General features: G+C 38.6%; 21 protein-coding genes and 3 tRNA genes. 15 read left to right on the top strand and 9 right to left on the bottom strand.

The window, feature by feature from the left end; genetic code table 11:
• Nucleotides 1-13: 13 nt before the first annotated feature.
• The 7 genes from recO (at nt 14) to EYS08_RS20795 (ending at nt 4327) form a co-directional block, all read left to right on the top strand.
• Nucleotides 14-739 carry a DNA repair protein RecO gene (gene recO / locus EYS08_RS20825; protein WP_131031918.1) on the top strand — a complete coding sequence of 242 codons (726 nt, stop codon included), beginning with the start codon at nt 14-16 and terminating at the stop codon, nt 737-739.
• Nucleotides 740-834: 95 nt separating this feature from the next.
• Nucleotides 835-912 (top strand) — tRNA-Val (locus EYS08_RS20820).
• A 55-nt stretch (nt 913-967) separates the two neighbouring features.
• Nucleotides 968-1042, top strand: a tRNA-Val gene (locus tag EYS08_RS20815).
• 114 nt (nt 1043-1156) lie between these two features.
• Entirely contained in the window at nt 1157-1408 is a 252-nt protein-coding gene (locus EYS08_RS26695) for a GIY-YIG nuclease family protein (protein WP_131031937.1), read from the top strand.
• Nucleotides 1409-1741: 333 nt separating this feature from the next.
• A complete protein-coding gene (locus EYS08_RS20805) occupies nt 1742-2653 on the top strand; it encodes a UbiA prenyltransferase family protein (RefSeq protein WP_131031917.1) in 912 nt (303 codons plus the stop codon).
• Between the two features lie 79 nt (nt 2654-2732).
• Complete coding sequence (locus EYS08_RS20800; protein ID WP_131031916.1) at nt 2733-3356, top strand: class I SAM-dependent methyltransferase; 624 nt, start codon at nt 2733-2735, stop codon at nt 3354-3356.
• A gap of 74 nt (nt 3357-3430) precedes the next feature.
• On the top strand, nt 3431-4327 hold the full coding sequence (locus tag EYS08_RS20795; protein ID WP_131031915.1) for an NAD(P)/FAD-dependent oxidoreductase: 897 nt from the start codon (nt 3431-3433) through the stop codon (nt 4325-4327).
• Nucleotides 4328-4341: 14 nt separating this feature from the next.
• Here the strand turns inward: EYS08_RS20795 and EYS08_RS25865 are convergent, their stop codons facing one another.
• Nucleotides 4342-4506, bottom strand: coding sequence for a hypothetical protein (locus EYS08_RS25865; protein ID WP_165456533.1), 165 nt, complete (start codon nt 4504-4506; stop codon nt 4342-4344).
• Nucleotides 4507-4715: 209 nt separating this feature from the next.
• Nucleotides 4716-6167 carry an amino acid permease gene (locus tag EYS08_RS20790; protein ID WP_131031914.1) on the bottom strand — a complete coding sequence of 484 codons (1452 nt, stop codon included), beginning with the start codon at nt 6165-6167 and terminating at the stop codon, nt 4716-4718.
• A 593-nt stretch (nt 6168-6760) separates the two neighbouring features.
• Between EYS08_RS20790 and EYS08_RS20785 the strand changes: the two genes are divergently transcribed.
• The 4 genes from EYS08_RS20785 to EYS08_RS20770 all read left to right on the top strand — a co-directional run bounded on the left by EYS08_RS20785 (nt 6761) and on the right by EYS08_RS20770 (nt 12128).
• The gene (locus EYS08_RS20785; RefSeq protein WP_055903176.1) at nt 6761-7096 is read left to right on the top strand and encodes a PadR family transcriptional regulator; all 336 of its coding nucleotides are present in this window, start codon (nt 6761-6763) and stop codon (nt 7094-7096) included.
• A 14-nt stretch (nt 7097-7110) separates the two neighbouring features.
• Complete coding sequence (locus tag EYS08_RS20780) at nt 7111-8850, top strand: PspC domain-containing protein (RefSeq protein ID WP_131031913.1); 1740 nt, start codon at nt 7111-7113, stop codon at nt 8848-8850.
• A 187-nt stretch (nt 8851-9037) separates the two neighbouring features.
• On the top strand, nt 9038-11491 hold the full coding sequence (locus EYS08_RS20775; RefSeq protein ID WP_131031912.1) for an outer membrane beta-barrel family protein: 2454 nt from the start codon (nt 9038-9040) through the stop codon (nt 11489-11491).
• A gap of 274 nt (nt 11492-11765) precedes the next feature.
• Nucleotides 11766-12128, top strand: a complete 363-nt coding sequence (locus EYS08_RS20770) for a hypothetical protein (protein ID WP_131031911.1) — start codon at nt 11766-11768, stop codon at nt 12126-12128.
• Between the two features lie 219 nt (nt 12129-12347).
• Here the strand turns inward: EYS08_RS20770 and EYS08_RS20765 are convergent, their stop codons facing one another.
• Together EYS08_RS20765 and EYS08_RS20760 are read right to left on the bottom strand one after the other, a co-directional pair.
• Nucleotides 12348-12953, bottom strand: a complete 606-nt coding sequence (locus tag EYS08_RS20765; protein ID WP_131031910.1) for a hypothetical protein — start codon at nt 12951-12953, stop codon at nt 12348-12350.
• A gap of 270 nt (nt 12954-13223) precedes the next feature.
• The gene (locus EYS08_RS20760) at nt 13224-13877 is read right to left on the bottom strand and encodes a hypothetical protein (protein WP_131031909.1); all 654 of its coding nucleotides are present in this window, start codon (nt 13875-13877) and stop codon (nt 13224-13226) included.
• Nucleotides 13878-14398: 521 nt separating this feature from the next.
• Here EYS08_RS20760 and EYS08_RS20755 point away from each other — a divergent pair.
• A complete protein-coding gene (locus tag EYS08_RS20755; RefSeq protein ID WP_131031908.1) occupies nt 14399-14974 on the top strand; it encodes a dihydrofolate reductase family protein in 576 nt (191 codons plus the stop codon).
• A gap of 410 nt (nt 14975-15384) precedes the next feature.
• Here EYS08_RS20755 and EYS08_RS20750 read toward each other — a convergent pair whose 3' ends face one another.
• From EYS08_RS20750 to EYS08_RS20730, 5 genes are all read right to left on the bottom strand, one after another.
• Complete coding sequence (locus EYS08_RS20750; protein ID WP_131031907.1) at nt 15385-15576, bottom strand: hypothetical protein; 192 nt, start codon at nt 15574-15576, stop codon at nt 15385-15387.
• Nucleotides 15577-15954: 378 nt separating this feature from the next.
• Nucleotides 15955-17031 (bottom strand): FISUMP domain-containing protein, encoded by a 1077-nt coding sequence (locus EYS08_RS20745; protein ID WP_131031906.1) that lies wholly within the window; start codon nt 17029-17031, stop codon nt 15955-15957.
• Nucleotides 17032-17524: 493 nt separating this feature from the next.
• On the bottom strand, nt 17525-18568 hold the full coding sequence (locus tag EYS08_RS20740) for an SMI1/KNR4 family protein (RefSeq protein WP_131031905.1): 1044 nt from the start codon (nt 18566-18568) through the stop codon (nt 17525-17527).
• 151 nt (nt 18569-18719) lie between these two features.
• Nucleotides 18720-19352, bottom strand: coding sequence for a hypothetical protein (locus tag EYS08_RS26145; RefSeq protein WP_208745920.1), 633 nt, complete (start codon nt 19350-19352; stop codon nt 18720-18722).
• A gap of 374 nt (nt 19353-19726) precedes the next feature.
• Nucleotides 19727-20056 (bottom strand): hypothetical protein, encoded by a 330-nt coding sequence (locus EYS08_RS20730; RefSeq protein ID WP_131031904.1) that lies wholly within the window; start codon nt 20054-20056, stop codon nt 19727-19729.
• Between the two features lie 119 nt (nt 20057-20175).
• Here EYS08_RS20730 and EYS08_RS20725 point away from each other — a divergent pair.
• The 3 genes from EYS08_RS20725 to EYS08_RS20715 all read left to right on the top strand — a co-directional run bounded on the left by EYS08_RS20725 (nt 20176) and on the right by EYS08_RS20715 (nt 23397).
• Nucleotides 20176-20248: transfer RNA gene (locus tag EYS08_RS20725), tRNA-Lys, on the top strand.
• Between the two features lie 44 nt (nt 20249-20292).
• The gene (locus EYS08_RS20720) at nt 20293-21114 is read left to right on the top strand and encodes a class I SAM-dependent methyltransferase (RefSeq protein ID WP_131031903.1); all 822 of its coding nucleotides are present in this window, start codon (nt 20293-20295) and stop codon (nt 21112-21114) included.
• Nucleotides 21115-21315: 201 nt separating this feature from the next.
• Nucleotides 21316-23397, top strand: coding sequence for an FUSC family protein (locus EYS08_RS20715; protein WP_131031902.1), 2082 nt, complete (start codon nt 21316-21318; stop codon nt 23395-23397).
• The last annotated feature ends 431 nt before the right edge of the window (nt 23398-23828 follow it).

The following is a 23828-nucleotide window of genomic DNA, read 5'->3' as shown; positions in this document are numbered from 1 at the left end:
ATGTTTTAACCTGATGTTGCACAAAGTTAGAGGCATTGTTTTAAAGACCACCAATTACAGTGAAAGCAGTGTAGTAGTGCAGGTGCTTACCGATAAATTCGGCATGCAGTCTTATCTCATTAATGGCGTTAAAAAGCCAAAAGCGAAGATTAAGATGAACATGCTGCAATCGCTCCATTTGTTGGATATGGTGGTTTATCATAAAGCAAATACCAATATTCAAAGGATATCTGAAGTTCGGCAAACGCCTGTTTTTAAAAGCATCCCTTACGATATGATTAAAACCAGTATCGTTATTTTTTTAAATGAGGTATTGTATAAAAGCATCAGGCAACAATCAGCCGATGAGAGTTTATTCGATTATATTTTTAATTCGATTGCCTGGTTTGATGAAATTGAAGAGATCAATCCCAATTTTCATTTGTCGTTTTTATTAAAACTTACCCGTTTTTTAGGTTTTTCGCCTAATGAGAAAAGAAGAAACGACCAGATTTATTTCGATCTGCAGGAGGGAGAGTTTACTTCCAGACTGCCAATCCACTCCAATTATCTCCTATTAGAAGATGCCATCGGGTTTATTTCGCTTTTTAATACACCACTCGAAAAAATTTCTGAAATAAAAATGAGCAACACGCAGCGACGATTTCTGTTAGATAAGATATTGGTTTTCTATACCTTACATACGGCGTCGTTCGGGGTGGTACAATCGCACAAAATCCTCGAAACTTTATTAAGTTGAAAAAAAAGAAAAAAAGATTTGCAGAACAGTTTTATAGCGCTATATTTGCATTCCCAAACGGAGGATGGGACATTAAGTTTGACAAAATTATAAAAGGGAAATTAGCTCAGCTGGTTCAGAGCACCTCGTTTACACCGAGGGGGTCGGGGGTTCGAACCCCTCATTTCCCACCAAGCCTTTCAGCACAACTGAAAGGCTTTTTTATAAAACTTTGAAATACATCCAATAGGGAAATTAGCTCAGCTGGTTCAGAGCACCTCGTTTACACCGAGGGGGTCGGGGGTTCGAACCCCTCATTTCCCACACCTAAAAGTCTTCAATAATATTGAAGACTTTTTTTTATTCTTATAGAAATCACCGTCCTATTAAGATTTCTAAAAACAATAGACATCCCGAAATAAATGATAATTATTAAAGATATTTTATACTTATATTCTTTTCTCCAAAATTAGCGATAAATATTATATCGGTTCTACTATTAATCCTAACGGAACGGTTAAAAAACACAATACCAACCATTCAGGTTTTACCGGACATACTGGCGATTGGTTTATTGTATGGTTCGAGATTTTCGATAACTTAAGAGATGCAAGGATTAAGGAAAGCCAGATCAAAAAATGGAAAAGTAGGGTTATGATAGAAAAATTGATTGCATCAATTGGTTTATAGCACCTCCTTTATACCGAGGGAGGCGTCCCGATTCGGATCGGGATCATTTCCCACTGAAGCCTTTCAGTACAACTAAAAGGCTTTTTTTGTGCTGTCATTCTGAACGCAGTGAAGAATCCTTGACGCCTAAAAATACCACCTGTGATTGATTCCTTTCCTTTGAAGTCCAAGATCGCTCCCTAAAGATTCTTCACTGCGTTCAGAATGACAATTTTGAGTTAAATTGCCAAACAATACTATTAGGTGCCAATAACGAGCATCAATTATTTTAACCAATATTATTTACCTTATTCAATTATATATCCGAAATTGCCAGTTGAAAAATTGCGGTAAATGTTTGGTAAAGTTATCAGGTTCATTTTTTTTGGAAACTACTTCGTGGGCATTTTAGCTGTTGCCTTAACGCTCGAAGCTACTTTCCAATTGAGGTTGCCACTTAACTCTTTAAATTATTACCTGCTGTTGTTTCTAGCGCCAACCATCTATTATACTTACGCTTACAACAAGGTTTCTATCAAACCATCTGCAACTAACCCACGCAATCAATGGTATTTCAAACATAAAACATTCATCAACTGGAGTCAGGCTATACTTTTTATTATCTGTATGCTGTTGGCTATAAACCTGCTTTATCAAAACTTTCAGCATATTCTAGCCCTGCCAATCGGTTATTGGGTAGCTATATTCATTATCATCATTGCAGGAGGATTATACTATGGTTTGTTGCCCAGATCTTTCCTCCAATTTAATCTGCGGAACACAGGCTGGTTAAAAGCTTTTGTAATCGGTTTTGTATGGGCCTGCTGTGCCAATGTGCTGCCGTTGATTATGCTTAAAATTGAAACTGGGGTTGGCTACCATGATTCTGTACTGTGGACCTGGCTATTTATTAAAAACTGGATGTTCTGCACCGTAAATGCAATCATTTTTGATATTAAGGATTATCCAACCGATGCCAATAAACATTTAAGAACATTCGTAGTACGTTATGGTCTGCGCAGAACAATTTTCAGTATCCTGATTCCATTGCTGATTATAGGTTTAGTTTCTTTAGGTATATTTGCGCGTTACAAAGGTTTTGGATGGCCACAGGTTTTATTTAACGTGTTGCCTTTTATCATGACCATTTACGTGGCCTATTCCATGCACCGAAGAAAAAACATCCTTTATTATCTGATGGTAATTGATGGACTTATTTTGTTTAAGGCGATATGTGGAATAATCGGGATGCAGTTTGTGCGATAGGGGTTAATTGTTTAAATCGGTTAACTGGTTAATCGGTGGTATGTCAATTAACCAATTTCAACAATTAAACAGTTAACCAATGAATAACAACTACGATAAAATTGCTGGTCATTATGATGCTTTAAGCCGTTTGGTGTTTTTTAAATCGCAGGTTAATGCGCAGATCAATCAACTTCCATATATTCAGGAGGGTAACAGTATATTGATTGTAGGTGGTGGAACAGGATGGATTCTGGAAGAGCTCTCGAAGATTTGTACCGGATTAAAGATTGTTTATGTAGAAATATCTGCTAAAATGATTGCGCTTTCTCAAAAACGAAACTATAAAAATAATCACGTTGAATTTGTAAATATTGGTATTGAGGATTTTAAAACTGATGTATTATTTGATGCAATTTTAACGCCCTTTCTGTTTGATAACTTTGCGGAACAACGCGCTGCAAAGGTGTTTGAACAGTTAAATGAGTATTTAAAGAAAGATGGATTATGGTTCCTGGTCGATTTTTCGCTCAACAAAACCAACGGGAACTGGTGGAAATGGTTGTTGCTCAGATCGATGTATGGCTTTTTTAAATTACTGGATATAGTAGAAGCGCATCAGCTTATCGATATGAATCCTTACTTCCTCAAAGCCAGTTATCTGACTGTTGAGGAGCGCTTGTATTATGGTGGCTTTATTAAGGCTACAATCTTCCGAAAATAAAAATGACATTCATTTAATGCAATAATGTTGCGTTTGATAATTCATTTCGGATCTTTGTAGTAAAAGATTTAGATATGGATTTTGATGTAATCATAATTGGTGGAAGCTACGCTGGCTTATCTGCTGCTTTAACTCTGGGTAGGTCAACCAGAAATGTATTGGTAATCGATGCTGGTAAACCTTGCAACAGGCAAACCCCGCATTCGCATAATTTTTTAACGCACGATGGCCATAAGCCTGCGGATATTTCTAAAGCTGCGAAGGCCGAAGTATTGAAATATCCAACTATTAGATTTTTGGAAGGGAAAGCTACTTCGACCAAACAAATAGATGGAGGTTTTAATGTTGGCGTAGAAAACGGCGAAAATTTTACTACACGAAAAATATTGTTGGCCACAGGTTTAAAAGATGTGCTGCCTGATATTAAAGGTTTGGCTGAGTGCTGGGCTATTTCTGCTATACACTGTCCTTATTGTCATGGTTACGAGGTGAAGAATGAAAAAATAGGCCTGTTAATGAATGGTGAGCATGCATTTGAGATGGCCAAAAACCTACACCTTTGGAACAAAGATTTAACGATTTTAACCAACGGTAAATCGCAACTAAGCGCCGAGCAGGCTGAAAAATTGAAATCTAAATCAATCACCATTATAGAAGATGAGGTTGTTGAGTTGCTGCACAACAATGGCTATCTCAAAGATGTTGTTTTTAAGGACGGCGAAAAATTGGCTTTAAAAGCTATATATGTAAAATCTGATGTTGAGCAACATCTCAATTTCCATGAACAGCTCGGTTTTGAATTAACAGATTTAAAAACAATAAAAGTAGATGAGCAGCAGCAAAGCACTGCCAAAGGCGTTTATGCCGCAGGAGATTGTGCAACCCTATTCAGGTCGCTATCTATCATTACAGCTGCAGGAACAATGGCCGCAGTGGTGATGAACAAGGAAATGATTTCTGAAGATTTTTGATCAACCATCGGAAATTAAAATAAGATTGCGCCAACAATTGTTGCAATAAATATCGCTGCTATTACGATTCTATCGGCAGTAATCCATTGCGCTCTTGTAAGTGGTGTAACACTTTTTTTTTCGCTTTCTGCTTTGTGTCTGGAAAGCCTGAAAACGGATGTGTCTAATTTAATAAGCATAGGAATGAGTTTAATAGGGTTAATCTTGTTAGGGCAAATCCCAAGCCAAAAGCTAAGAAAAATGTTGAATTGTTAATAACTTGTGCTTTTTTATTATTCGACTGATATTTATGCTTTTTAAAATACAATTGTGTGATAAATAGGCGCTTAAACTGTATAGAAAATCAAACAGCTTAAGCGTGCTATGTGTATAATAATGAGTTTATTAGCTATTGCGCTGCATTGTCTTCCTGGGTTTTTAATTTACTATTCTTTTTACCGTACCAAAAGTAAATAGCTAAGCCAATAATTAACCACACCGCTAGTCTAACCCAGGTTTCCCAAGGTAGAAATACCATCATGGCAATACAGGTTAAAATGCCTAAAATAGGAATTAAAGGTACAAAAGGGACTCTAAATGGACGTTTAGCTTCGGGATCTGTTTTTCTTAAGATCAAGATGCCAACACAAACCATTAAAAAGGCCAACAAGGTACCAATGCTTGTCATTTCGCCAACCACATTCATGGGGACAAATGCAGCAAAAAGTCCAATAAATACACAAAGTATAATGTTCGATTTGTAAGGTGTTTTAAATTTAGTATGTACATCAGAAAACATCTTTGGCAATAATCCATCCTTACTAATGGAGTAGAACATTCGCGATTGCGCCATTAAATCGATTAAAATTACAGAAGTATAGCCGATTAAAATAGCCAAAATAATGGCCTGACTTAACCATGAGTAAGGTGTTTTTTCGATGGCAATGGCTACTGGAGCACCACTGTTGGCAAATTCTTTATAATTGGCCAGACCAGTCATCACATGCCCGAACAGGCCAAATAAGACCGTACAAACCACTAATGATCCAATGATGCCGATTGGTAAATCTCTCGCTGGATTCTTTGTTTCCTGTGCCGAAGCAGCTACAGCATCGAAGCCGATAAATACAAAAAATACTAAACCAGCACCTCGTAAAACACCGCTCCAGCCAAACTGACCAAAGGTTCCGGTATTTTCGGGGATGTATGGATGGTAGTTTGCAGGATCGATATATTGCCAACCCAGTGCAATAAAAACCAACACCACTCCAACTTTAAGAAATACAATGATCCCATTTACAATGGCTGAGCCTTTGGTGCCGCGGATTAATATGGCCGTCATTAATACCACCACTAATGCTGCGGGAATGTTAATAATACCATTAACTGTAGAGCCATCGGCGAGTTTAGCAGTTTCAAAAGGCGATAAAGTTAACTGCGGAGGGAGATAAATATGCAGGCTGGCTAAAAATTTGGTTAAATACTGCGACCAGCTGATGGCTACGGTAGCACAACCAACAGAATATTCCAATACCAGATCCCAGCCTATAATCCAGGCGAAAAGTTCGCCCATGGTAGCATAAGAATAGGTATAGGCGCTGCCTGCAACAGGAATCATGGAGGCAAACTCTGCATAACACAAAGCTGCAAAACCACAGCCCAATGCTGCAATAACAAAAGATAGGGTAACTGCCGGGCCAGAGTGATTTGCTGCTGCCAAACCTGTAATGGAGAATAAACCTGCACCAAGCGTTAAGCCTACGCCAATTAAAATAAGGTTGATTGGGCCCAAGGTTCTTTTGAGCGTTCCTTCGCCGCTTTCGTTTGCTTCAGCAACAATGCTGGCAATAGATTTTTTCATGAAAATAAGTTAAGACGCTGCAAAATTATTAAAATATATTAAATCTATAGTATTTGTATATTTAATTCCTCGAAATCTGGTCAAGCATGTGTACGGGCAGAATTGAAAAAATCTAAAACGGTTACTAGTAATTCTTCTTTTCGAAAATCTACGTTCTGTTTTTCATAGGTTCTGCAGTCCCGCCATCGCTTGTAGTCCTCTCCCGATGAAAAATCGGGATGCGGGCTACCCACTCTGTCGGGTTTATTTACAAGGGACTGTTCTGGCATTATCCCAAAAACCATTAATAGTAACACCAGCCCCCCACCTTAAACTGATAGAACCAAATAGCTCCCGATTTTATCGAATATTTTATATTTAAAGGGTATCTAAATCGGGACTATAGGTGATAGCAGGACTGTAGAAACCTGAGCATTACAGGACCCTGCTTTACTAAAAAAAGCTATAAATATTTAGTTTTTATTCACTTAACCTTAAACATAAAATTTTTATTAAAAATTAATTACCTGATAATGAGTTATTTACTTGCTTGTTTTAATTTATTTTAGTACTATGTATTGCATGGTAGTATACAAAACATATATCTTTGTATTATGATAGCAGAAAATACGCAAACACAAATGCGGAAGGGAATTCTGGAGTACTGTGTTTTATCAATCATCTCACGGGGCGAAATATATGCTTCGGATATTATTGCCGAATTAAGGGCGGCAAAGCTATTGGTGGTTGAGGGTACATTATATCCATTATTAACGAGGCTTAAAAACAACGGTTTGTTAAGCTACAACTGGGTAGAGTCTACCTCAGGTCCACCGCGTAAATATTATACCTTAACCGAAGATGGTCGGGGTATTTTATCACAACTAGATCAAACCTGGCAGGAGCTGGCTTATGCTGTAGGTATTTCACAAAAAGGAGCCAATTCATAAATATTAAAAAGGAAATGGAAAAGACCATCATCATAAATATAGGGAACACGATTATTCATATTGAAGAAAGTGCTTACGAACTCTTAAAGGCCTACCTGAACGAAGTAAAACAATATTTTGCCAACCATGCAGATGACCTTGAAATTGTAACGGATATCGAAAACCGGATTGCGGAACTGTTAACCGAGCAATTGGAAGAGCAGAAAAAACAAGTGGTAGATTCGGCCAACGTAAATTCTGTGATTGCGCAAATGGGCAAGGTGCAGGATTTTGATACGGTAGAGGAAGGTGAAGAAGAGCCTGTAATCAATAACAACTATCAATACCAATACACGGAGAAAAAACTGTACCGCGATATGGACGACCGCGTGGTAGCGGGTGTTTGTGCAGGTATTGCACATTATGTAAACGCTGATCCTAAATGGATTAGATTGGCTACATTACTGATCAGCTTTGCCGGTGGATTTGGATTGTTGGTGTATGCCATACTCTGGATCATTATGCCAAAAGCCAAATCGCGTATCGAAAGGATGGAAATGAAAGGCGAACCTGCAAATCTTCAGGGTTTCCAAAAGAACTTAGATGAAGAGCTACAGGCCGTTAAGGAACGCTTGGGAGAAGTAAATAAACATGCTCAGCCAATATTTGCCCGTTTAGGGAATTTTATCGGAGAGTTTTTCGAATGGCTGGGCCGCTTTATTTCGGGCACCGGAAAGGTTATTTTTAAAGTAATTGCGGGTTTCATCGTTGTGTTTGGCGTACTCTTTTTAATTACTTTAATTATTGGTACGGCCGCTTTTCAGGGATTTTGGGATGCCAGTATTTACGAATACTTTCCATTTTCTATTATAAATGAAGGCAATAGGGGGGCAATTTTATTTGGTGCATTTATTGTTTGCTTTGTACCGATTTTAGCCTTGGTGTTATTCTCGATCAGGGTAGCTTTTAACAGACAGGCCATTAACAAAACACTTTCTTTTGCCCTGTTAATTATCTGGTTGGCTGGTGTAGCTATAACAGGTTATCAAGCGGCTAAAATATCATCAGAATTTAAGCAGCATGCAGAGCTAACACAAACAACCGACTTAAAAGCTCATCCGGTATATACCATCAACATCGATAAAAGTAAATATTTCAGTAAAGAAGATAGCGTGGCTTACCACATTGATGCGAACAACCGCCACCAGATTGTAGTTGATGATTTTGAAGACGGACCATTTGTTTCGCCGAACCATATCCGCATTGATATTAACAAAAGCGAAACCGGTATTACCCGTTTAACACAGAAGTACGAATCGCAGGGTAAAACTTTTCAAAGTGCCTTGCAAAACGCGCAGAACATTAGCTACAATTATGTAATGAAAGATTCGGAACTGATTTTTAGTCCGCGGTTTCAATTGAGGAAAGGAACCATTTGGAGAAACCAGGAAGTAAGGTTAAATCTTGAAATTCCGGTTGGAACAAAAGTGATCTTAAAAGAAGATTCATACAGGTATGTAAATAATTATGGAACCTGGGATTGCGGCGAAAAGGAAGGCGACAAAAATGATTACACTTCCTGGATCATGACGGAGGATGGTTTGAAATGCATCGCTCAGTTAAAAGAAGAGGCCTTAAAAAAGCAAAAGCTAAAAGGAGAACTATTCGATTTGGAACTATTGAAAAAGAGCAAACCTACGGATACCATTTATCAGGATTCTGTATCAAACAGGATTAGGGAAGTGAAGGAAGAGTTGGGTATAGCGACTGAATAATAGTTCCGTCATTTCGGGCGGAGAAACCTAAACAGGTTCGTCATTGCGAGGAACGAAGCAATCCTACTACAATGGGTGGGGAATAATTCAGTGAATAAATCCTAGCTAAAGCATTAAGATTGCTTCGTGCCTCGCAATGACGGATTTATCTCAGCACTAAAAATATAACACCTAAAAAGAAGAAGCCATGAAAACATTATTTACGCTAGTTGCATGCTTTATGGCATGTGGGGCTTCTTTTGCCCAAAAATTAAATAAACTTACAGGGAAAATTGTTGATGAAAAGACTGTTCCAGTGTCGTTTGCGATTGTTCGGGTTTTAAATTATTCAGATACCATGGTGGTTAAAAGTGTATCGACCAATATTGAAGGGGAGTTTGCAATTGATCAGTTGAAAAGCGGTGAATATGTGTTGTCGATCTCTATAGTTGGTTTCAAAAGTAAAAAGACCACTCATTTTTCGCTTAACGAAGACATGAAATTACCTGCCATCACGATCGAAAGTTTAACCAAACAATTGAAAGAAGTGAGCATTCAGGGCAAGAAACCTTTTATTGAACATCAGATCGATAAAATGGTGCTGAATGTAGAGAACAGCATTATTGCAACAGGTGGTACGGCGCTTGAAATTTTGGAGAAGGCACCTGGTGTACAATTAGACAGGCAAAATGACCAGATTTTATTGAACAATAAATCGGGTGTAATGGTGATGATTGATGGGAAGAACAATTTTTTATCGAGTGCCGATTTAACGGTTTATCTGAATGGCTTAAGCAGCAGCCAGATTGCTACCATCGAAATTATTACTAACCCATCGGCTAAATATGATGCTGCCGGCAACGCGGGTATCATCAACATTAAACTGAAAAAGAACAAAGCATTTGGAACCAACGGAAGTGTTTCATCAACCTATCGCAATGCAATAAGGGCTAACTTACCCACCAATATTTATGGATCGGAGCTTAACTTCAATTTAAATCACCGAGTAGAAAAGTGGAATTTTTTCACCAATGCAAATGCTTCAAAGAATAATAATTTCTCGAATTTATTTTTAGAGCGGAGCACCAATGCCAATGGTTTACAGAGTATGTTTAACCAAAATTTTCAGAAAATATATACCGGATCGAGGTTAGCCGCAAAACTAGGTGCAGATTATTACGCAGGTGAAAAAACAACCATTGGTATTATGCTTGATGGCAGTACGAACACACGTAAATTGGATAATTTCTCTCAAACGTTTATAAATGAAATTAAGGATGGAGTTGCAGGCAATAATTCGTTAATCCAATATTCTGATGCGAATACCCCAAACAAAAATTATAGTGCCAATTTTAATATCAGGCATGATTTTAAAAAGGAAGGTGCCAGCTTAAACTTTGATGCCGATTACTCCGGCTTTGATTACTCGGGTCTGGAAAATTTTAACACTAACTTTTACGATGAAAAAGGCACTGTTTACAACAATACAACCATTAAAAACGATAGTAAAACAGCCATTGATATTTATGCTGCAAAAACAGACTTTACCTGGCCTATATCAAAAACTATAAAATTGGAAACGGGTTTAAAAAGTGCTTATGTTAAAACCAATAACGATTTTTTATCATTGGCATTGGTAAATAATGAATGGCAAAATGTTTTAGGGCAAAGCAACAATTTTATTTACAAAGAAAACGTAAATGCAGCTTATGCAAATTTATCAAAAGATTTGGGCAAGTGGCAAGTTCAGGCTGGTTTAAGGGCAGAGTATACCCAATCTACCGGAACATCGGTAACCAATAACACATCGGTAAAACAACATTATTTATCATTATTCCCAACGGTTTTTATTAATCAGAAAATTTCTGAAAGTAGTAACCTACGTTACACTTATGGCCGACGGATAGACCGGCCAAATTATCAGCAGTTAAATCCATTTAATTTTTATATGGATCCTTATACCATAGCACAGGGAAATCCATACTTAAAACCCCAGTTTACCAATAATTTTGAGGTGAGTTATAATTATAAAAGTGGATTATTTTTTTCATTGAGTTATGCTAAAACAAAAGATTTAATTTTAGATAGTAAAACCGCACAAAACGATAGCACAAGGATAGTTACTGTAGGGCAAGGGAATATTGGCAGCGGGGAATATTACTCAGCCGGCTTATCTGTTCCGGTAACCATTGCCAAATGGTGGAATCTGCAAAACAATTTTAGGGTTTCTTATAATAAATTCAATGATGATAATTTAGAAGGTGCACCCTTTGCTTTAAGTAAAGTATTCTACAATTTTAATACGGTTAACTCAATTGTTTTAGACAATAATTGGGCATTAGAAACCAATTTCTGGTTAAACTCACCAAAAGTTAGAGGCTTGGAAAGGACTACTATTTATCAGTATGCTTTAAATATAGGTGTGCAGAAAAGTTTCTTGAATAAAGCTTTAAAACTTAAGTTAAATGTTGATGATATTTTTCAGACCAACTATTGGAAAGGAACGCTCGATTATCAAAATGTGAATTTAAGGGTGCAGAATAATTACATCAGTAGAAGGGTGTCTTTCAATATCAGTTATAGTTTTGGTAACCAAAATCTAAAATCAACCCAGGACCGGAAAACGGCGGCAGATGATATTAAGGGAAGAGCCGGGGGGTAGGCCGGAGTCCATAGTCCAGAGTCTAAGTTTGGAGTTTGGATTCGGAGGTCCGGGGTCGGAGGTCGGAAGTCTGGGCGAAAAACCAGTCTTCTTTTAAATGGGGTAGGGGGATGAAGTCTAGGTTTGGAGCCGGAAAGTCTAGGCGAAAAATCCAGTCTCCTTTTAAAGAGGGTAGAGGGATGAAGTCTAGGTTTGGAGTCGGAGAGCCCGGCGAGAATCCCAGTCCCCCTTCAAAGGGGGTAGGGGGAAGAAAAAAGAGTTAACCAACAAAAACATGAAAAATATAATATACAGCATCGCGATTTTATTAAGCGCTTTAGGTTATGGATGCCACAATAGCGGTGGTAATTTATCGCTAAGCACAACGGATAACAATACCGATTTTAAATTTGAAGCAAAATATGCCAAAGATAAAACAGGCAAGCTGGAGAAATACCTGGATAGTGTATTGAATAACGAACTTCGATTAGACCAAAATATCGACCTGTTTGTGAATTTAAATGGCAGCGATAAGTTTAACCTTAAAGCCAAAAAAGGTTGGTTAGTGATCGACTTTGATAAACGGAATAGTTCTTTGTCTGGCTACATGAAAGTGAAAAAACTTACTGAAGGGATTAAGCAGAAATTAACGGAATAATCGTGTTTTAACCGCAGAGATCACAGAGAGAAGGCACAGAGGACACAGAGTTGACTGATCTTCGACTACGCTCAGTCTGACAATTTACAAAGAAAAATCTGCGGATAGCTGTGTGATCTGCGGGAGAACCCCTTCGTAATTTTCTTCCGCAGATTTAACGTAATTTACGTTGAGTGAGATTTAAGGTCACAAAATCATATTAGTTTTTTATAATCACATTTATTTGTCCTTGCAGGTTTTTAAGTATTTTGTGTACTCATTCATAAAGCTGTTGCGTTGTTTTTTATAGTCGCTTAAACTTTCAAAATTTCTGTAGTCCGGTTTCATATTGTTAAAGTAGAAGTAAACCGTTACGCCATTTCCTGGAAACATAATAAATGTACCTAAGGTGCTGCCTGTTTCAATTGTTGCTCTGCTGATTCCGTAAACTTTAAAGCCATTAAACTCAAGTTCGATCAAATCTTTAGTTTCCATGCCCGTTGTATGTGAGTTTAAAAATTTCAGATTATCAATCAGGTTCTTTTTGTCCTGGTTATATGCTTTTTGTTCGGAAAGTTCAACTTTCAAGTTTACGAATGGAGCTTTCTTGTTGTTATTGTACAATATTCTATAACCATCTGTTCTGGTTACTTGAACTTGTCCAGCAGCCGTTGGTACAATCCTTACCTTTTCTGAACTTTCTGGCAATCTGTCTGCACTGGCAGCAGTAAGGTTCGTTGCCGTTTTAAATGAAATATAACATGGTGTAATTTCATTTGTGCTGGTAAAGCTTATTAAAAATGTTGCCAACAGAATGGCAGGAAACAAAGGCAATTTTGATTTCATGTTTTAAGATCTCGTATAATTTAGTGGCAACAAGATAAAGAATTTTTAAACTTTGGTGCAACTAAATCAAGAAGTGCTAGCGCTACTGGCTTCGGTCTTGTATAAAGGACATTGTGAACTTATGCTTTCCGAAATTTAGATAGATTCATTTGAGACTTTTAAAGCACAAGTCTGGCCTTTGCTTGGGTCGGGGCGCTAAGACTTGCGCTAGAATGGGGATATCTCTGTGATTTGTGGGGTATTTATCTATTAATATCTTATTCCGTAGTTTTAATCGTTCCAAATTAAAAGTCCGCCAATGTTTTCAATGTTTAATTTTTCGACATCGTTTATCTTATCAAGACGTTTTTCAAAATATTGAAGTGCTATTTTAACTTTTTCAACTGCCTTTCTGAGTTCATGTCGATCAATTGACAGCGTAATTTCTTGTGGTGTAGGTTGGAAGGGTTCATCAAATTCGGCAACCGAAAAATCAAATACGATATTGTCGCCATCAAATTTGATCTGTGGGGAAGGGTGTCCTTCGTAATAAGTATTTTGTAGCATTGAAAGTCTGTCCCAATACATGATATCACTCAGGCCTCCGCAACATTGAGGAAAATATTTGTCTTGCCTATCAATATTCAAAACATAACCGCCAAAAAATGTTGCAGCCTGTTGTCGTTCATATTTTCCATCTCTCATTTCTTGCGTGTGGTCAATGATGAGTTTGGTTAAGTTGTTATCAGTAATTTCTGAGAGTTTATAGAATGGAAAACCTTTTAAATAAGGTGTCAGTTTATCTTTAAAGCCCGCTTTTCGAAAGCATTCTTGGTGATAAGCGTTCCAAATTTCAGGATGCTCCCAATAAGGAAATTTGTCTGGTGCAGCTAGCCCTTGATTGTTATATCCGATTTCAATTACTGGTATCAACTCTATGAGCATGCTTGTTAATTTAGTTGCTACAAGGTAGAAATTTAGTAGATTTTTTAGGCAATCAGTTAAACAATTTAACCATATAAGAAATTTAAGGAACCGATAAGTTAAAACAATCGCTATTCAACCTAGCCAAGAGTTACAAGCCCTCCTCACTAAACCCCACAACAGCGGAAATCCTTTTTGTTGCCCCTTTCAATAGAATCAGGATAATAGTAACAAAAAGATTGTAGCGAATGGCGGGGCTGCGCTATCCGAAGAACACGGAACCATTCGTTTCCAAATCCTTTACCATTTTCAGCGGGACTTTTCAGTTAACCATTAACCATATAAGAAATATAAGGCCATATAAGTTAGAACATCCAAATGATGATCGTGTAAACGGTAAAATGGAAGATATATGGACATTCCAATACCATCTTACGTCCAATATAAATAGTCATAAAAACGCCTTTATATTGTCATGATTACCCCTCATGCTCGTAAGCCTTCCGTTGTAACTTTATCATCATCAAATCAATAGAAATTAGATGAGAAAGATCAAAATAATGGAACACATCTCGCTTGATGGCGTGATGCAGCACGAAAACAGCGCGGATTTCGCGCATGGCGGATGGACAACACCTTACCGGAGTTTGGAAGGCTTGGCAGCCGTACTGGAAGCTCAGGGTACTCACATCGATCTGCTGCTCGGCCGCAAAACCTACGATAGCTGGACGCAGTACTGGCCAAAGGCGGGCGATAATCCGATGGCGAACAGTTTAAATAATGGCAAAAAATACGTGGCTACCCATAGGCCCGACAGCCTCGAATGGGGACCTGTTGAAGATTTAGGTACAGACATCGTAACGCGTATTCGCGAACTCAAATCAACAGAAGGCCCTGATCTGATCGTGTATGGAAGCTCGACAGTGGTTGCTGTATTGTTAGAGGAGGGACTGGTTGACGAGGTGGTGCTGATGGTATACCCGGTATTGTTGGGCAAAGGCAAACGTTTCTTTTCTGAAACAGCCAATGCACGGGAACTGGCTTTTGTAAGTACGAAAACTACGCCCACAGGGGTGCAACTGAACACTTATCGGTATGTTGGAGATCTGGGAAGTTAATTAGTTAGGCGTTGAGCGTTTGGAGTTTGAAGGCCGGAACGTCATTGCGAACCGAAAGCTAGGGGTGGTGAGGTGGCGTGAAGCAATCTATTTTGTGGATTAGTCCGAAGTTTGCATTTCAAAAGAGAAAACTAAAAGAGATCAGTTTGGAGTTGAAAGGTTTTTTGGAGCGCATGGGCTGTGATCCTTGGGCTGGCTTCGGTCCTGCTGTCCGTTTCACTCCCATCAGGGCTATTTAACGATGGGCTGTACCCCGAACAAAGAAAACGTATGAAGCAATCTGTTGGGATATTAATCCGGAGTCAGGAGGTTTGGGGGGGCGAAACCTAACATCAAAAGATTGGATTTGGTAAATCATTAAAAAACGCCCATACTTTTCGGCATGAGCGCTAGCTGTTTGTTTATTATCTTTAATGTTTAACATCGGCTGGAGCATTGGTGGTCGAATCTGCTGTTGAATCGGTGCTTGTACTGTCGACCAACTTGTTCGTATCGGTGTACTTGTGCATACTGTCGGCATTTTCTTGATCGGCTTTTTTACCACTACAGGCTGACAACGCTAAACCAAAGGCAGCTACCAAGATTATTATTTTCGTTTTCATATCAAATGTTATTGGTGTACTTATATAATCCCTTTTAAAAGGCAATTGTTTTGATAATTGTTAAAAGAGGGGTTTTTGGTACAATATTGTGATTAGTTGGATTTCGGGGTCGGAGGTCCGAAGTCTGGACTCGTAAACCAAACGATAACCAAAGGAGGAATTGTGAGGTGAAGCAATCCAACTATTAAAAATAAACAATTTAAGCCCTATGGTTAAACACCAGCTTATATTTACTTCAATTCCTTGTATGGTCAAATACCACTTAAATTAGTTTTGGTTTGTTATTCCTTTAAACAAAATCAACCGGAAATCTCGATTATTCCCGGTTGAGTAAGCGATTTTGAACCTTTAAGTTCTTAAATATTATAATACCGCGAATTAATCTTTCACTAACCTTACCGCGGCACCTGTGGTTTTACTATAATCGGTTATCCGCGGTTCGCTGTATTTGTTAAAATCAAGGTAGTAGGCAAAGCTGTCGCCGCTTGATTTAGTAGTGCTCGACCACCAGTAGCTTAACCATACCCCGTAAAGGAAAGATTTTCCACCGCCATATTCATCACCACCCGCACTGCCATTTTGAAGTAAATTGAGACCTGATGAGTTATCGCCATTGCCATGCGCAAATTTGTAAGGATCTTTTATGTCCCAGCCAGTGGTAGCCCTCATTTTTTTACCGGCCACTTTTTCGCCGCCTAAAGCAGCAATAAGGGTTACGAATTCATTGCTGCTAGGCACATGCCAACCAGCAGGCGCTAAGCCGCGGCGATCGGTTACCGCATAAAAGTTGTACAGCTTTCCATATTTCTTTTCATTACTGCTATCGAAATTAAGGTAACAATAAGCCGGAATCTTTTCTCTGCTTACCTTTTCCCATTCTTTTTGGTTGGCCACGTAATAAATCTGCTCGCCGTTTCTATACGTGCTCACGTTTAAATTGGTGCTTGTCCACACCTGGTTACCAATTTTTACCGGACCTGTAATTTCAGGCGAGGCATTGTATATTTCTTTTAACGGTGCCGCTTGTGCTGCATTACAGCTCCAAACAAAGTTAGTAGGTTGTATGCCACCGCTTCTTTTCAAACATTCTTTCGTAGCTATTGCATCGGCCTCTTCTTTGGTTTTTGCTATGCCCCAGCCAAATGCGGTACCCACATTGCCGTTTATGGTGCGGTACGCTGCACAACCTGTACCCGAATAGGTTAGTACAATGCTACAAGATCCGCCACGTTTGTTGCATTCGTCAACCGCTCTCTTTTCTGCTTCTGCCCGGTTTGGCTGATCGAACGAAAAACCATAATAAAAACCATTAGATCGGTCTATAGCTAAAGCACCGTATTTGGTTTTAACCGGAACAGCCGTTTTGGTCGCCGATTTTTTTACCTGCGCAATTAAATTGGATGTGGTAACCAATTGCACAAGCATTGCCATTAATAGTAGTTTGTTTATTTTCATGCCTTTATTGTTTGTTTGTTATTGGCAAATTTCCCATTAGTATATGAGGCAATCAATACCGCTTAATGGGTATATTTTTATGTAGAAAGTCCGAAGTCAGGGGTCGGGTGTCAGAAGTCGGGGTTTCTTAAAGAGATGAGGATTAGAGAGGTTTTTGGAGCGCAAAGACAGTAATCCTTAGGCTGGCTTCGGTCCTGCTGTCCGTTTCTCCCGAAGAAACCTGTGAAACACGCAGGCACACAATAAAAAAGTAAAAACTAGTGCTTAAATCGGGATCCACTTCCATCAGGGCTATTTAACAATGGGCTGTAGCCCGAAGGCGAATGGAATGGATTAATTAAGCTATTTTGTTAGATTAGTCTGGGGCCGGAGGCCCGAAGTTTTGGTTTATAAAAGCGAAATTTTACGTCATTGCGAACTGAAAGCTAGGGATGGTGAGGCGGGGTGAAGCAATCTGTCTTATGATTTCGGCCACTTATATTCGCATCATGGATTAATCACGGGTTTTATTTAACCTGTCCCAAAAACTGTTGTTGTCTAATTTGCTGAAAAGACCTTCTGTGAGATATATTTCCAGAAATTTTAGAATAGAAGTGGTTTGTACTACCATTTCCTGAGTGCCATGATCGCCGTTTATAACTTCATATTGACCTCCTTCATAGAGTTGGATTAACCATTGGTCGCTGTAGATCATATATTCGGCAAAATGGAAAACATTGTTTGCTAACTCGCTTTTATAATCAACGGCCTCATGTACTGGAATTACCCTGAATAAGTGATCGTACGTATTGAATCCGTTGCAAAATGTATAGAATTCAATAAGATCTGGCGGAAGTGGGAAGCTTAGCTTTGATTCCAGGGCTGCAAGATCTTCATCGCTGCAAGGAGCGTTAAAGGTAATATCCAGTTCGTTCACTTCATCTTTCTTACTTTCAAAAAGTTGTTTGAACTTATTGATGCTTGTATCGATGCTCGGTTTTTTACTCAAATCATTCCCCTCATAATCAAATTTATAAACCCTGTTCTCAAAGTCTTTGGCCATAATAAAATGCTCACTTAGTTCAAAATCTTGTTCATCAGTAATTGTTGTGAAAATATCTGCACCACCTTGTTGCCAAAGTATTTTTCCGGCCCTGTCAAGTCGTGAAATTTCGAGTTCACCATGAATAATATATGTGTCCTGATATTTATAAATTTCGAAGCAGGTGGCTCCGTCGGCTTGCGTACGCCACAATAGGGCCAAATCAGGAATTGATAAACAAAAGATGGTGTCAGAACAACAGATTAAGAGCCTGTCATCTTCAATTATTGTTGAGGTTTTGTGAATTGATGTTCCACCACCAATAGCGCCTATAACTGCACTTTTGATTAATACGTTGTCTTGAAAAACTTTTATTCCATAAATTGATGTAGAGCGATATTTAGATTTTTCGAAATAAGCAAAATCATAATGGTTAACATTATCAATCGACCCCTCCGTAAATGCTTCATCATTGAAAATGTTAATGTGATATTTATTGGTTGTGTGGTTTTTCATATAATTGCCAATAACATTTTTGAATTGTTCTTGTATTGAATATTGAGAAGTAAAAGAAGAATTTATTCCTAATGTTTAATTGAAGAACGAATTTTTTGTAAAAGTACTTCAGATCCAATATCGAAAAATACAAGAAAAGACAGTTTTTAGTTCATCCTTCATTTATAATGTCGAACAGTGTTCCAAATGAACCCTTATTTTTAATGAATTCTTTTTCATCTTCTGTCAGTTCGTTTGTGCCAAACGCAATGTCTTCGCGTATTTTTCCATCCTTTCGTTTAAGTGCAAGTTCAATTGTTTCAATTTTTGGTTTCTTGTTCAAACCTAACATTGTCAGATCTATAAATTGGCCTTTTTTGATGTCTCCTTTCACAATTGTTCCAAGTAAGAAAAATTGTTTTCCCGTCAATTGAAAGGCACTGTCAAGCTTAAACTGAGCAACCGTTATTCCGTGCCAGTTATGGCCACAATGTCGGCATTGCCTAGCGTATGGAGTCCTTGCAAGTTTATTACACTTTGAACAATTGTTGAGAAATACCTTTTCAGGATTTTCCGTCATAATTCGTTTTGCGATGTTCAACTCAAATTCATCATAGCCGTCTTTTAGAAAGTTAAGTATTTCGGGTTCCGTTCTAATCCAACCCCTATTAGTCAAAATTCTTCTCATCTTAGGATCATCAGAAGTCTTATAGGTATGCATATGGTGTTTCAGTGCTAACTTTTCATTGTCAGTCATCAAGTTGCCAAAGTATGTTATAATATAGTTTGCTGTCTCTTGGTCCATGTTAGGTTTTGTCGCAGTTGCTACCAATGCTTATATAGCAACTGTTATTTTATCAATTTCGTGATTGAGTAAATGAATAGAATTTTATTTAAGTTAAATACAATGGGGTGTATTAATGTGCATTTAACGAACCCAACTCGTTAAGCTTTTTAGCGAGATTAATGTGTTGATTTATTTGAAAGCACAAGTCCTGCCTTTGCTTAGGCCAGGGCGCTAAAACTTGCAAGAGATAGGACTTAGAAAAGTTTCATGATTTACCAATGCTATCCCAGTAAGCGTTACAAATCTTATCAAATTCATTTAAAGACAGCTCAGTTTTCGCCTCATCATGAATAACTACATTCTCGCAGCTTATAATCAGATTTCCACCAATATTAAGATAGAGATTTCGATCTTTGATTGCAAGCAACCTGAACTTTGTCTTCCACAACTTTAGCTGAAAGAATTTCTAATTCGCCGGCAAATATTTCTTCAAGTTTAATAAGTATATCATTCTCCATAATATTATCCCACCAAGGCTCTAGCTCAACTATTCTTGCACCAACTAAATCAATAAAGAAAAAATTATAATCCGGATGAATCAACTCGGCTAGATATTGGCACGAGATTTTAAGCGTTAAAACATGTTCATTATTCAGCCATTTTTTAATTGAACCGTCATGCAGTATGTTAAACACATCCGCCACCTTATCTATTATTTGCATCTATAAATTGATTACTATCCAAGTATAATAAAAAAGTGCCACATTGCTCGGTGCTTAAACCATATTAACCAGAGTGTGGTTTTGTTAACTATCCTTTTTACCCTATATTTAATCTATCAGACTCCTTAGCTCAGTTGGTAGAGCAACAGACTCTTAATCTGTGGGTCCAGGGTTCGAACCCCTGAGGGGTCACAAAATCACTTATTGTATTTGAACGAAATATAAAATCAATCGTTATGAACGATACTTTGACTAAAGATCCTTCAGCTGATTTGCCGGAAGATACTGCCACTCGTTACGAGCAGTTTTTCGGCCCATTATTCTTTGAACCCTATGCTATAGAAGTTGCAAAGCGAATTCACTCCATTCCTGCTTCTGTTGTGCTCGAAATTGCGGCAGGGACGGGTCGTGTTACCCGTCATATTCGGGAGCATATTCCATACTCAGCAAAGTTAATCGCTTCAGATATTAGCGAGGAGATGTTGGCCGTAGCCAAAAAGACGTTAAGCCACCTTGACATTGACTGGCGAAATATTGATGCCCAGCAACTTCCTTTTAGCGATAATAGTATAGATTTGGTTGTTTGTTGCTTCGGGTATATGTTTGTTCCTGATAAATCGAAAGCGTTTGCAGAGGCTTATCGGGTTTTAAAACCGGGTGGCCTGTTTTTATTTACAACTTGGGATAAGCTGGAGAATAATGCTGCATCTTATTCTGCCAGATCCATTGCAATAGAATATTTAGAAGAGCCCTTGCCCGAATCGCATAATCTTGCAACCTCGATGAATAATGAAGCACTTATAACACCATTACTAAAAGATGCCGGTTTTGCAAAGATATCAATTGAAAAAGTAAAACTTTTTTCCGTAAGTCCAACCGCAAAAGAAGCTGCATGCGGTTTGGTAGAGTGGGGACCTGTTTATGAGGAGATCAAAAAACATAATCCTAACTGTATAGAGGAGATAAAAATTAAGGTGGAAAAAGAACTTGCTGAAAAATTCGGAACTGCTCCCATGATCGCTCCAATAAGTGCTGTATTCAGTCAGGCATGGAAATAATAAGAACCCCTTCCTCTCCGTAGTGTTCAGCGCAGCGTCACTACGGAGTAACACAGAAGATTAAGTTATGAACACGCAATTACTCTTCTAAAGCCCAAAGAACAGATTGGTATCTGGTTTTGTGTAGCTATTTGTTATGCATGCATTATAAATCTGTTATCTTTGCAGCTTTTATCAATTATCAGCATCATTAACATATACATGAGCAAAAACAGCATCGGCTCTACCATTTCGTATTTCTTTTTAGGCGAGTATTTTTCTGATGCCCTGCGCACCACCATTACCGTGGTATTGCCCATTATTTTATTCTTTTATCTAGGCAAGCCGGAGGCGGCAAAGGGAATAGGGGTTGGGGCGTTGTTAATTAGTTTAACCGACTTGCCCGATAACCGCCTGAACAAACTGAAAACAGCCCTGTGGAGCATTATTGTTTTTTTTGCCACTACATTGGTCGTTTCGTCGGTTTTAGATAATGTTTATTTAACCGCGGTTGTAGTGGTTATTGCTGCTTTCAGCTTTTCGATGTTTGCCGTATACGGACAGAAACTCTCGCTGATTGGTACCATGGCGCTGATTGTGTGCACCTTTGTGATGGGGCTTCACCCTGAACGACCGCTGTCTTTTAGTAGTTATATCCTGGTTGGTGGGGTTTGGTATTATGTGATCAGTTTAATCCAGATTTTAATTCGCCCTTATCGTTCGCTTCACCATGCTATTTTTGAATGTTTGATGAGCAGTGCAGTGTTTTTAAATGCTAAAGCCAAGAATTACGATGTTGATGTTCCGCTGGATCTGCAACAAAAGGATGCCATAAAACTGCACATTAAGGTTAACCAGAAACATGAGCTGATCAGGAATCTGTTGCTTACCGATAAATACGCCATGAACCCCGATAACCCCAAAGGTCAACTGTTGTTGGAGCGGGCGAGGTTACTGATCGATTTGTACGAGCAGTTGAATGCCGTACATTACGATTATGCTTTGGTGCGCAAAACGCTGGCAACAGGTCCGAGTTTAAAATTGATTGCCACCTTGATTGAGCTTTTGGCCAAAGAATTGGAACAACTGGGCAGGCACGTTCGGTCGGCTAAGGCTTATAAAGGAGAAGTGGCCACCAATATCGAATATTACCAGAAACGCGTATTGCTGTTGCAGGAAATGGAGCATTTAAACGAAACCCAGCGTAAAATTGTATTGAAGGTGGTTTCGAATATGAACGATATTGTGCGCATTATCGAAATGATCAGGGGCAACGAGCGCACGCCTGAAAAACACTTACAAGAATTGAGCGGATCGATTTCATACCCCTTGTTTATTACGGGCGATCGATTTTCGATCAGAGAACACCTTACTTTAAAATCGCCCATCTTCAGGTTTTCGCTGCGTTTAGCCATCTGTTTTCTGTTTGGTTTCTTGCTCATTTGGCAATTAGAACCGAGCAAATACAGTTACTGGCTTTTTCTCACCCTGGTAATCGTAGCAAGGCCCAAATTTTCTATTACCTGGAAACGGAACTTACAGCGTTTAAAAGGAAGTCTTGGCGGGGTTGCCGTCGGACTGATCATCATTTATTTTGTGAAGAGTCCGGCGGTGCTGCTTTCTTTTTCGGTGATTTTTCTATTGGGTTTTTATGCCTTTAACCGCTTAAATTATACCGTAAGTGTATTGTTTATCACCCCTGCGGTGATTTTAACATTGGGCAGTTACCAAGGGCATTTCGATCATATTGTACACGACCGGATTATCTTCACTGTGTGGGGTTGTGTAATTGCCATTTTTGCTACCTATCTTTTCCCCATATGGGATAGCCGCCAGTTGAAAGAGAAAATAAGCAAAGCCACGAAAGATAGTCTGCATTATTTACAGGTAGCGATAGAAAGGAAGGAGAACCTTGGCGAGAATATTTCGCGCATGGCCAGAAAAAATGCCAACCTAAGTTTATCGGCATTAAGCGAAGCGATTGAGTCGGCGAGTCAGGAGCCGATGCGTAAACACATTGATTTTAATGGTTTGTATGGGGTACAGTCTACCATTTACCAGATCAATGCGATTATTACTTCTATATATCTTTCACTTAACCATAAGCCCGAACAGGCCGATCCATTGTTGGTGAAGCAGATTGTAAGTAACCTCAGTAATGAAGATTTGCTAAAAAGTGATGATGTAGCAAATGTTGATGCAATGGAGGTTGATCATGACGACCATTCGACCAAACAGAAACTGGCGCATATTGCGGTTTTATCTTTCGATTTCAGGAGGTTTAGTGCTGGTTTTAGGGGCTAAATTTAATTGTTTGTCCGTCTGTCCAAAGGACTCCTACGGAGAGCGGAGTCGAAGACCCTGTCAATCGTCAACTTTTGAAGTGTAACTATCATAAAAGATCCTTCGTTGCACTATCATTGACATACTCCAATAGTGCGGTCGTCATTCCCGCGCATGCGGGAATCTTAATGCAACCTACAAACCCTACCAAGGCATTACGATTCCCAATCGAGTTGGGAATGACGATCTCTCGCAGCCTACGATTAGCAAAAAAAATGTCATTTATATTGATTTTTATAAAATAAATTATCCCTCAGGATGACAGATTCTAAAAATCGGCATCAGCGGGAAACTCTTTTATACTAATCATAGCAAATTCTTCGTTAATAACCTTCAACAGGCTTAGTTTGATATACTAGGATGGCTGCAAGGAGAATTCTTTGAGAACTTTT

The organism is Pedobacter kyonggii (assembly GCF_004310665.1).
In the GTDB taxonomy this organism is placed as follows: Bacteria; Bacteroidota; Bacteroidia; order Sphingobacteriales; family Sphingobacteriaceae; genus Pedobacter; species Pedobacter kyonggii.
The sequence above is the reverse complement of the archived record's forward strand: the minus strand, read 5'-3'. Positions and strand labels throughout refer to the sequence as shown.